The 9,544-nt window shown below is 68.3% G+C and carries 7 protein-coding genes and 2 pseudogenes; 4 read left to right on the forward strand and 5 right to left on the reverse strand.

All coding sequences use genetic code 11. The features are described from left to right. The first annotated feature begins 122 nt into the window (after positions 1–122). Positions 123–1,517 carry an IS1380 family transposase gene (locus tag AB4Z09_RS28390; RefSeq protein ID WP_442241311.1) on the forward strand — a complete coding sequence of 465 codons (1,395 nt, stop codon included), beginning with the start codon at positions 123–125 and terminating at the stop codon, positions 1,515–1,517. A gap of 308 nt (positions 1,518–1,825) precedes the next feature. Next, positions 1,826–2,037: pseudogene (locus AB4Z09_RS28395) on the forward strand (helix-turn-helix domain-containing protein); the annotation flags it as partial. A 112-nt stretch (positions 2,038–2,149) separates the two neighbouring features. Here the strand turns inward: AB4Z09_RS28395 and AB4Z09_RS28400 are convergent. The 4 genes from AB4Z09_RS28400 to AB4Z09_RS28415 all read right to left on the reverse strand — a co-directional run bounded on the left by AB4Z09_RS28400 (position 2,150) and on the right by AB4Z09_RS28415 (position 7,830). Continuing rightward, complete coding sequence (locus tag AB4Z09_RS28400; protein ID WP_442241313.1) at positions 2,150–4,279, reverse strand: glycosyltransferase family 39 protein; 2,130 nt, start codon at positions 4,277–4,279, stop codon at positions 2,150–2,152. A 20-nt stretch (positions 4,280–4,299) separates the two neighbouring features. Continuing rightward, positions 4,300–5,535 carry a bifunctional glycosyltransferase family 2/GtrA family protein gene (locus tag AB4Z09_RS28405; protein ID WP_174910867.1) on the reverse strand — a complete coding sequence of 412 codons (1,236 nt, stop codon included), beginning with the start codon at positions 5,533–5,535 and terminating at the stop codon, positions 4,300–4,302. Between the two features lie 160 nt (positions 5,536–5,695). Further along, positions 5,696–7,126: a sensor histidine kinase gene (locus tag AB4Z09_RS28410; protein ID WP_302675456.1), complete on the reverse strand. Its 1,431-nt coding sequence runs from the start codon at positions 7,124–7,126 to the stop codon at positions 5,696–5,698. A gap of 2 nt (positions 7,127–7,128) precedes the next feature. Further along, positions 7,129–7,830 carry a response regulator transcription factor gene (locus AB4Z09_RS28415; protein WP_174910869.1) on the reverse strand — a complete coding sequence of 234 codons (702 nt, stop codon included), beginning with the start codon at positions 7,828–7,830 and terminating at the stop codon, positions 7,129–7,131. A gap of 146 nt (positions 7,831–7,976) precedes the next feature. On the opposite strand from AB4Z09_RS28415, the gene AB4Z09_RS28420 reads away from it, so the two are divergent. Further along, the gene (locus tag AB4Z09_RS28420; protein WP_174910872.1) at positions 7,977–8,285 is read left to right on the forward strand and encodes a PadR family transcriptional regulator; all 309 of its coding nucleotides are present in this window, start codon (positions 7,977–7,979) and stop codon (positions 8,283–8,285) included. Positions 8,286–8,464: 179 nt separating this feature from the next. Further along, positions 8,465–8,875, forward strand: coding sequence for a hypothetical protein (locus tag AB4Z09_RS28425; protein WP_442241312.1), 411 nt, complete (start codon positions 8,465–8,467; stop codon positions 8,873–8,875). Between the two features lie 399 nt (positions 8,876–9,274). On the opposite strand, the pseudogene AB4Z09_RS28430 reads toward AB4Z09_RS28425, so the two are convergent. Further along, positions 9,275–9,544 (reverse strand): annotated as a pseudogene (locus AB4Z09_RS28430) (IS701 family transposase); the annotation flags it as partial.

A 9,544-nucleotide genomic window follows, 5' to 3' on the forward strand; every position in this document is an offset into this window, starting at 1 on the left:
CCTGCCGCTTTCACGGTAATTCGGCTGAACACCTGTGTCACTGACGAAGAAAGGTGCTCCGACCTGCGATAATTCGACTTGTCTAAGGTTGAACAATCGCGTGATCAAGGAGCACCTTTCAGGTGGCCAAGTCTACGTCCCCGTACCCACACCTGTCCGCATCGGCCACCGGAACCRGCGTCGTGTCGCATGCCGGGACGGTCTTGTTGCTGCGTACCGCCGAGAAAACAGGCCTGACCACCGCCCTGTCGGCCGCGCTCGAGCCGTGGCGCAAGCCCCTCGCGACGCACGACCCGGGCAAGATCGTGTTGGATCTCGCGGTCACGCTCGCGCTCGGCGGTGACTGCCTGGCCGACATCGCGCAGTTGCGGGCGCACCCGCAGGTGTTCGGTCCGGTCGCCTCCGACCCGACCGTATCGAGGCTGGTCACCGCGCTGGCCGCGGACCCCGGCGCCGCACTCGCGGCGATCGGGAGTGCTCGCGCTGCGGCCCGACGCCGTGCATGGGCCGCGGCCGGAGACCGGACACCCGATCATCGGATCGACGAGAAGGATCCGCTGGTCGTCGACATCGATGCCACCCTGGTGACCGCGCACTCGGAGAAGGAATCCGCAGCCCCGACATTCAAGCGTGGCTTCGGGTTTCATCCGTTGTGCGCGTTCGTCGACCACGGTGATGGCGGGACCGGTGAGCCGGTGGCGATGCTCCTGCGGCCCGGAAATGCCGGCTCGAACACCGCTGCAGACCATGTGACCGTGGTCAAGGATGCGTTGGCGCAGTTGCCGTTCGATCCGGGCTACCGGGTCGGGAAGAAAGTGTTGATCCGCACCGATGGCGCCGGCGGCACGCACGACTTTCTCGACTACCTGACCAAGCGGCGGTTGGCGTACTCGATCGGGTTCGGGCTCACCGACACCATGACCGCGGCGATCGACCTGATCCCGAAGACCGTGTGGACGCCCGCCTACGACGCCGACGGGAAGGTCCGTGACGGCGCCTGGGTCGCCGAGCTCACCGGGCTGATCGACCTRTCTACCTGGCCCGCTGGGATGCGGGTCATCGTCCGCAAGGAGCGGCCGCACCCCGGCGCGCAACTGCGGTTCACCGACCACGAGGGTCTGCGGTTGACCGCGTTCGCCACCAACACCACCCGCGGCCAACTCCCGGATCTCGAGCTGCGGCACCGCCGCCGGGCCCGTTGCGAGGACCGGATCCGGGGCGCGAAAGACACTGGCCTGCAGAACCTTCCGCTACACGGGTTCGACCAGAACCGGATCTGGCTGCAGATCGTGCAACTCGCCGGCGAACTGATCGCCTGGACACAACTCCTCGCGTTCGACACCGAAACCGCCCGACGCTGGGAACCGAAACGACTCCGACTCCGGCTGTTCCACATCGCCGGCCGCATCGTCCGTCACGCCCGACGCATCCACCTCAAACTCGCCGCCCACGCACCCCACGTCGACCTGCTCGTCGCCGCGATCACACGCGTGACGACACCAAAAACAGTGACCTGACCAGCGGAAATCTTCCCCGCCGGGACGAAAGGAGCACCATCATTCGGGGCCGTGGACAACGCGGTCCCGTGCGACACCACGCCCACTGGATACCGCACTCGAAGCAGCCAGGGGGCGAGTCTGACGGTTTCTCGTTCCACGAGTCCATCACCGTGTTGTGGTAGCGGTTGCCTTTGCATGACATCGACTGCGTCGCACCGGCATCGGCCAGCAACCGTCGCCAGGACCGATGCTGATACTGGGCGGATTCAACCGGTGGTCGCAACACCTTGATGACGGAGGTGTTGATGGGCAGGCCAGCGGGATGGATGAAGGATCTCACGGGCCGGTCGCCGATGAGGTCGCCTGGCGCACCGTCGCATCGACGGGAGGAGGAGATTGTGCTACTGAAGGCCCAGGGAGCTGGGGTGCGTGAGATCGCCCGGGCGGTGGGACGGGATCCGTCGACCATCTCACGGGAGCTGCGTCGCAACGCGGCAACCGCGGCGGCAAACTGGACTACCGGGCTACGGTGGCGCAGTCCACGACAGTCAGGACAACACGAAGCCCCGTCATCCTTGACTACCTGCTCCGGTCCGTCGACGGGTGCCGACGGACCGAAGCAGGTGATCGCAGCGGTGCGCGTACGCGCCCTACCTCGCTCCTGTCAGGGGCGCGGTCAGGTCGTACATCGGCATCCCGTCGACAGTGGTCGACGCGAAGTTCTGCTTCACCCATTCGGTGATCTGTGCGCCTGTGCCGACGCCGCCGGGTCCTATCCCGGCCATTTCCATGCCGTCGCCGATGAAGTAGTGGATCCGGCCCTCGGCCACGTACCGCTGGAACTGCGCGAGGGTCGGCGAGGGATCGGTACCGTTGAACCCGCCGATCGGCATCACAGGGCGGCCGGTGGCCAGCTGGTAGCCGGCGGCGCTGTTCGAGCCGGTCGTAGCGGCCGCCCAGGTGTACCGGTCTGCGTCATGTTCGAGCAGTTTGGTCATCTCAGCGCTGGGCTCGCTGCCGTGCAGCAACCCGCCGCCGGGGCCACCCCCAATCTGATCTAGCCCGACTGGCTGGCTTCCCGCAGGTGCTGCCGGCTGGTTCCCGGCGGGGCCGCCCGGCGCGGACCCCGGGCCGGGGGCCCCGGTGGCAGGGCCGGGCGACGGGATCACCACCGCCCCGCCTGGGCCGACGACAATCAAGCCCGCGCCGGAATACTCGGCAAGGTCGAATGGCAGGGCCGAGTCGCTGGGCCCTGCGGTGGGTATCGCGCCCCCGTGTGGGGTCCTGATGGTGTCGGCCGCGTACGCGGCCGGGCCCGCCAGCCCGGTGAGCACCGCCGCCGCCGCGGTCGCCGCTGCCAGCCGCCCGCTCAGGCGCGGCCACAGCAGTGCCACCGCCGCGAGTATCCCGACCAYCAGCACCACCCAGCGCAGCCAGGGCAGGAAGGATTCGCTGCGCCCGAGCAACTCCCACGACCATACGGCGGTCGCGGCAAGGGCGCCCGCCAGCACGACGCGGACCCGCCAGTCGGTGCGCCGCCGCCAGGCCAGTACCGCACCCGCGCCGACCAGAGCGCCGACCTGCGGGGCCATCGCGATTGTGTAGTACGAGTGGAAGATTCCGGCCATGAAGCTGAACACCAGTCCGGTGACAAGCAGCCAGGACCCGAACAGCACGAACGCCGCCCGTCCGGGATCGATACGGGCACTCCTGCCGCACAACACGATTCCGATCACGCCGAGGATGAGCGCGGCTGGTATCAGCCAGGAGATCTGACCGCCCTGCTCGAGGTCGAACATCCGGGTGATCCCGGTACTCCCCCACGTCCCGCCGGGGCCACCGGCCGGCAGTTCACCCAATGGGGGCACACCGGCGGCCGCGCCCGGTCCACCGACCGGCAGTTCACCCGATGGGGGCATCCCGGCGGTCTCTGCGCCCGTTCCCAAGTTCATGAGGGCGCTGCCGAGTTCGTTGCCGTTCAGGCGGCCGAGGCCGTTGTAGCCGAGGGTCAGCTCCAGGATCGAGTTGTTTTGTGAGCCGCCGATCCAAGGCCTGGACTCGGCGGGCCACAGCTCGACCGTCAGCAGCCACCAGCCGGCGGCGACGACCATCGCGGCCAGTGCCGCGAACAGTTGCGCGATCCGGGCGCCGAGGCGGGGCGGCCCGAACAGCAGGTAGGTCAGCGCGAGTGGCGGCACCACCAGCATCACCTGCAGCTGTTTGGTGAGGAAGCCCAGCCCCACCAGCGCGCCGGTCAGGACCAGCCAACGGGTGCGGCCGTCCTGCACCGCCCGCAGCAGCGCCCAGGCCGAGGCCGTCATGAGCAGCACCAGCAGCGCGTCAGGGTTGTTGAACCGGAACATCAGCACGGCCACCGGTGTCAATGCCAGCACCAGCCCGGCGAGCAGTCCTGCGGCTGCGCCGAAGAACCGCCGCACCGTCGCCCACAAGAGCGCGACTGTGGCGACGCCCATCAGTGCCTGCGGCACCAGGATCGCCCACGAGCTGAGCCCGAACAGCCGCACCGACAGCGCCATCACCCACAGCGAGGCGGGCGGCTTGTCCACGGTGATCGAGTTCGCGGCGTCCGACGAGCCGAAGAAGAAGGCCTTCCAGGACTCCGAACCCGCCTGCACCGCAGCGGAATAGAACGAGTTGGCCCAGCCGGAGGCGCCGAGTCCCCACATGTAGGCCACCGCGGTCCCGATCAGCAGCGCCGCCAGCAGCCACGGCTCGGGGTTGCGGCGACGCGGGGTCGGCTCGGGCGCCGCGGCCTGCATCGACGTGGCTTCGACGGTGGTCACCGGGCGGCTCCTTCGAGGTGGTTTCGGAACACCCGACGCAGGGCGACGAAACGAGTGAGAGTGGCAATCAGATTCGCGGCCACCAGCACCGCCAACTCGAGATGCTTGGAGGCGTCGGGCAGCCAGTGGTGCAGGGCAAACAGGGATCCGCTGGTCAGAGCCAGGCCGACCGCGAACACCGCGAGGCCCTGGGCCTGGTGTTTGGCGGCATCCGCGCGGCCGCGCACTCCGAAGGTGAACGCCCGGTTGGCTGCGGTGTTGAGCACCGCGGTGATCAGCAGCGCGACGAGATTCGCCGCCTGGGCACCGATCACGGGATGCAGTGCCAGGTAGAGCACCGCGTACGCGACGGTCGAGGCGGCCCCGACCGCGGCGAACCGGACCAGCTGCCCGACCATGCCGTGCGGCACCCCCGGCACCAGCGGCTCGCGGCCGAGGCTGGTGCGTAACGCGGCGACCGGCAGAGCGCCGGTGGCCAGTGCCCGGCCGACCCGGAGCACGCCCTTCAAGTCGGCGACCGCGGTCGAGACGATGTCGACGGTGCTGTCGGGGTCGTCGACCCAGTCCACCGGCACCTCGTGGATGCGGAGCCCCACCCGCTCGGCGAGCACCAGCAGCTCGGTGTCGAAGAACCAGCCGGTGTCCTCCACCAGCGGCAGCAGCTGTCGGGCGACGTCGGTGCGCATCGCCTTGAATCCGCACTGGGCGTCGGAAAACTTCGCCCGTAGCGCACCGCGCAGGATCAGGTTGTAACAGCGCGAGATCGCCTCACGCTTCGGCCCACGCACCACACGGGAGGAGCGCGTGAGCCGCGAGCCGATCGCGACGTCGGAGTGTCCCGACACCAGCGGCGCCACCAGCGGAAGCAGCGCGTTGAGATCGGTGGACAGGTCTACGTCCATGTAGGCGACGACCTCCGAGTCGGAGGCGCTCCACACGGTGCGCAGTGCTCGGCCGCGGCCCTTCTCGTCGAGGTGCACCACACGGACGGAGTCGAACTCCTCCGCCAGCCGGTTCGCCACCGCGAGCGTCGCGTCGGTGCTGGCGTTGTCCGCCACCGTGATCCGGCTCGGATATGGGACGGATCCGTCCAAGTACGCGCGCAGCCTGCGCACGCAGGGCTCGAGGTCGCGTTCCTCGTTGTAGACAGGGATCACCAGGTCGAGAGTGACGGTGTCCGTACGGTCGGGCGGCGGCCGATCTCGTTGGTGGAAAATCGATTTCGTCGTCATGGCCGCAATGGTGCTGAACGAACCTGTGATGGCTCTGGACTGCGGCTGGCAGCTTCCTGTGCGCGCTCGCCGCGCTGGGTGGTACGGCGTAGGCGGGAGTATGGCTCCGAGAACCCGCTGCGCGAGCGTGGTCACGGAGCCACTGCCCCCGATGGAGCGTTCAGTCTTGCCGCTCGATCCGCGGCAGCAGCACCCGGAACACCGCGCCCTCCCCCTCGGCGGACTCCAGGGTGACGGTGCCACCGTGCGCGGACACCAGCGCCGCGACGATGGACAGGCCCAGCCCGCTACCGCCGCTGCTCCGGTTTCGTGAGGCGTCGACCCGGTAGAACCGCTCGAACACCCGCTCGGCCGCTTCCGGGCCCAGTCCTGGACCGGTGTCGGCGACCTCGAGCACCGCGTTCGGCCCCTCCGTGCCGACCCGCACCATCACCTCGGCGTCCTCCGGTGTGTGGCTCAGGGCGTTGCCGACCAGGTTGCCGAGTACCTGACGCAGCCGCGCCACGTCACCGAGGACCTCGGCCAGCCCTGGGCCGCCGAGCACCTCGAGGCCGATCCGCCGCCCGGGAGCCACGGCCCGCGCGTCGTGGACCGCGTCCGAGGCCACCGCGAGCAGATCCACCGGGGCCCGCTCGATCGGGCGCTCGGCGTCGAGGCGTGCGAGCATCAGCAGGTCCTCGACCAGCAGACCCATCCGGGCGGCCTGCCCTTCGATCCGTGCCATCACCACCGCGGTGTCGGTCATCGCGCCCTGCCGGTACAGTTCGGCGAATCCGCGGATCGTGGTCAGCGGGGTACGCAGCTCGTGACTGGCGTCGGCGACGAACCGGCGCATCTTCTCCTCCGACCGGCGCGCCGAGTCCTCAGACGCCGCGGTGGCCGCGAACGCGGTTTGGATCTGCGCCAGCATCCCGTTGAGCGCGGCCGACAGCCGCCCCACCTCGGTCCCGGCGCCGCGGTGGTCGGGGACCCGGCGGTCCAAGTCGCCCGCCGCGATAGCTGCGGCAGTGTGCTCGACCTCGACGAGCGGACGCAGGCTCCGCCGCACAACGAAATAGCCGAGCACCCCCAGGACCAGCAGCACCACGGCCCCGATCACGACCTGGAGGATCACCAGTCGCTGCACGGTGTCGTCGACGTCGGACAGACTCACCGCCACCGTCACCTTGCCCATCGGCGAGGAGTTGGCCAGCGCCCGCCAGCGCTGCCCGGGGTCACCGACAGAGCCGACCGTGACCGGCTCCGGCCCCAGGTCCTGCGGTAGATCTGGTTGTTTGAAGTCGTCGTTGATGACCAACTGGGTCTGGCCGGCGGGGGCCTGGGTGAGGACGAAGAAGGGGGTCGGTGGCCGGTCGGGCGCGGGCAGCGGTAGCGGCAGTGTCATCGGCGGCAGCGGCGACAGAGCCTCGGGTTTCGCCCACCCGTGCGCCGCGTCGCGCAGCGTCGCGTCGGTGCGGGCGATCAACGAGTTCTCCAGCGACGAGGTAACCGCCACCCCCGACGCGAACAACCCGAGACCCGCGAGGAGCACGAGTGCGGCCATCAGCATGAACCGCAATGGGATCTGACGGACCCGGCGCCCCACCACCATGCCTACCGCTGCTCGCGCATGACGTAGCCGACGCCGCGCAACGTGTGGATCAACCGTTTCTCCCCGGTGTCGATCTTTCGGCGCAGGTACGACACGTACGTCTCGACCACCCCGACCTCACCGCCGAAGTCGTAGTGCCACACGTGGTCGAGGATCCGCTGCTTGCTCAGCACCACACCGGCGTTGACCATGAAGTACCGCAGAAGGGTGAATTCAGTCGGGGACAACGAGGCCGTCTCGCCCGCCTTCCACACCTCATGTGTTTCGTCGTCGAGTTCGAGGTCGGCAAAGCGGATCCGCGCGGGATCGACCTGCTCGTCACGCGAAGCCCGCCGCAGGATCACCCGTAGTCGGGCGACCACCTCCTCCAGGCTGAATGGCTTGGTCACATAGTCGTCGGCGCCCAGAGCGAGGCCGGCGAGCTTGTCGTCGACAGTAACGCGGGCGGTCAGGAACAACACCGGGGCGTCCACACCGTCGGCGCGCAGTCGACGCAGCAGTCCGAAGCCATCCATGCCCGGCATCGTCACGTCGACGATCAGCGCGTCCGGCCGGAACGCGCGCGCCCGGTCGAGCCCCTCACATCCGTTGGCGGCCGTCTCCACCTCGAAGCTCTGAAACCGTAGGCTCACGGACAGCAACTCGACGATGGTCGGCTCATCGTCGACGATCAATACCCGGGCCGCGGGCTTGGTAACACTCACCCGGCCATCATCGGCGCAGCTCCTGGCCACAGCCTGGACGTTCGCTGTGAACTTCCTGTGAGCCGCCCAGGGATCCGCTCCGACGCCACATGCACTGTAGATGCATGGTGATGACAAATGCGCATCTCTATGTATAGAGTTAGGCCATGAGTACGCGATTACGTAGGACGCCGGCAACGCTCGCCGTTCTCGCTGAACTGTCGAGTTCCGCCGGTCCGATATGGGGATTGCAGATAGTGCGCGAGACGGGACGTCCTGCTGGAAGCGTCTATCCGATCCTCGCCCGCCTCGAAGAGGCAGGGTGGGTGGAGTCCGCGTGGGAGACCGATCAGGCTCACTCAGGACCACGGCGGCGCTACTACACCCTCACCCACGACGGCCGGGCACGCGCGACGGCGATGCTCGCGCCGGCGACTCCCGCACCGGCTGCGATCTATCGAGCGAGGTTGGCATGAGAGCGGCTCGGTGGATGGTCCGGACCTGCGCGCGGTTGACCCCTGCCGCCCGCAGGGATCGCTACCGCGAAGAGTGGCTGGCCGACCTCGGGCACTGCTCCGAGATCGGGGTTCGAACCGCCACAGTTGTTTTCGGAGTTCTATCGATGACCATCCAATCGCAGAAGGCGAGGTTCCACATGACCGATTCGATGAACGCCGTGTCGACCGTCAAGGCGATCGGGCTGCAGATCGTATGCGTGGCGCTGGTACTCGGGGGCGTGCAAGGCTCGTATGCCTGGTGGTCCTACGCCCTGTGGGGTGTCGGATTGGCGGGCTCGGTGTGGATCGCCGTAGCCGCTGCACACGCGGCTGTTCGCGCACCAGCAGCGTCCCGCGCCCGCAGAGCGGCGAGCGCCGCAATCACCGCCTGTATCGCAGTGCTTATCGCGGCGGTCGTCGAGATCAATCTGCACTTCGAAGCGGTAGATGCCGGTTCACCAAACCGTCCGCTCGTAGTGATCATGGTCGCTACCGGATTCGCCGGTGTCGCCGCCTTGCTCACCCTCGCCGGAGCCAGCGTGGCCGCCCTGCAACAGCGGTCGCGCTGATCAGCCGGGGTCAGTCGGGTCGATCGCGGCCTCTCCCGCCCGCGGTCCGCGACACAGACCCTTGATCGCCCTCGGGCTCGTCCTCGATGATGCGACCCGTCTGCAGATCGATGTCGACTTCGCGGTGGACACCCTCGAGATCGATGAAATCCACCATCACGGTGGGCCGACCACCCTCCTCGTCCAGCTCGACACCGAGGATCCCCGGCGTCGGCGGAGGCTGCTAGTACTGCAACGGCACTTATAGCGGGTGTCCGCGGGTTCGGTAGTGGCAGGTGCGGGCCTGGTGTTGTCGGCGTCGTCGCCAGCGTGACCAGGACCAGGCGTGGCCATCGGGGTGGGCGTGTCGGAGGATGAGATGCATGAGCAGGCGGCGGATCTCGGGTACCGTATACGCGATCATGCCCTGATCGTGTGTTCCGGTTCCCCTTTTGCTGCTTCGGTTTTCGTTCCGGCRAGCCAAGCGAGGGCGAGCATCGACAGGGTGGTGYGGGCGTACCAGGCGCGGTAGGTGCGAACCTGGTACTGGTCGAGGCCGGCCTCGTTTTTGGCTTGTTGGAAGCATTCCTCGACCCGCCACCGGGACCCGGCGACGGCGGCGAGTTCAGTGAGCGTGGTGCGGCGCGGCCCGGCACAGATGTAGTACGCGATCTGGGTCGGATCGGAGAG

The sequence above is a fragment of the Rhodococcus sp. TAF43 genome (assembly GCF_052113525.1).
Taxonomy (GTDB): Bacteria; Actinomycetota; Actinomycetes; order Mycobacteriales; family Mycobacteriaceae; genus Prescottella.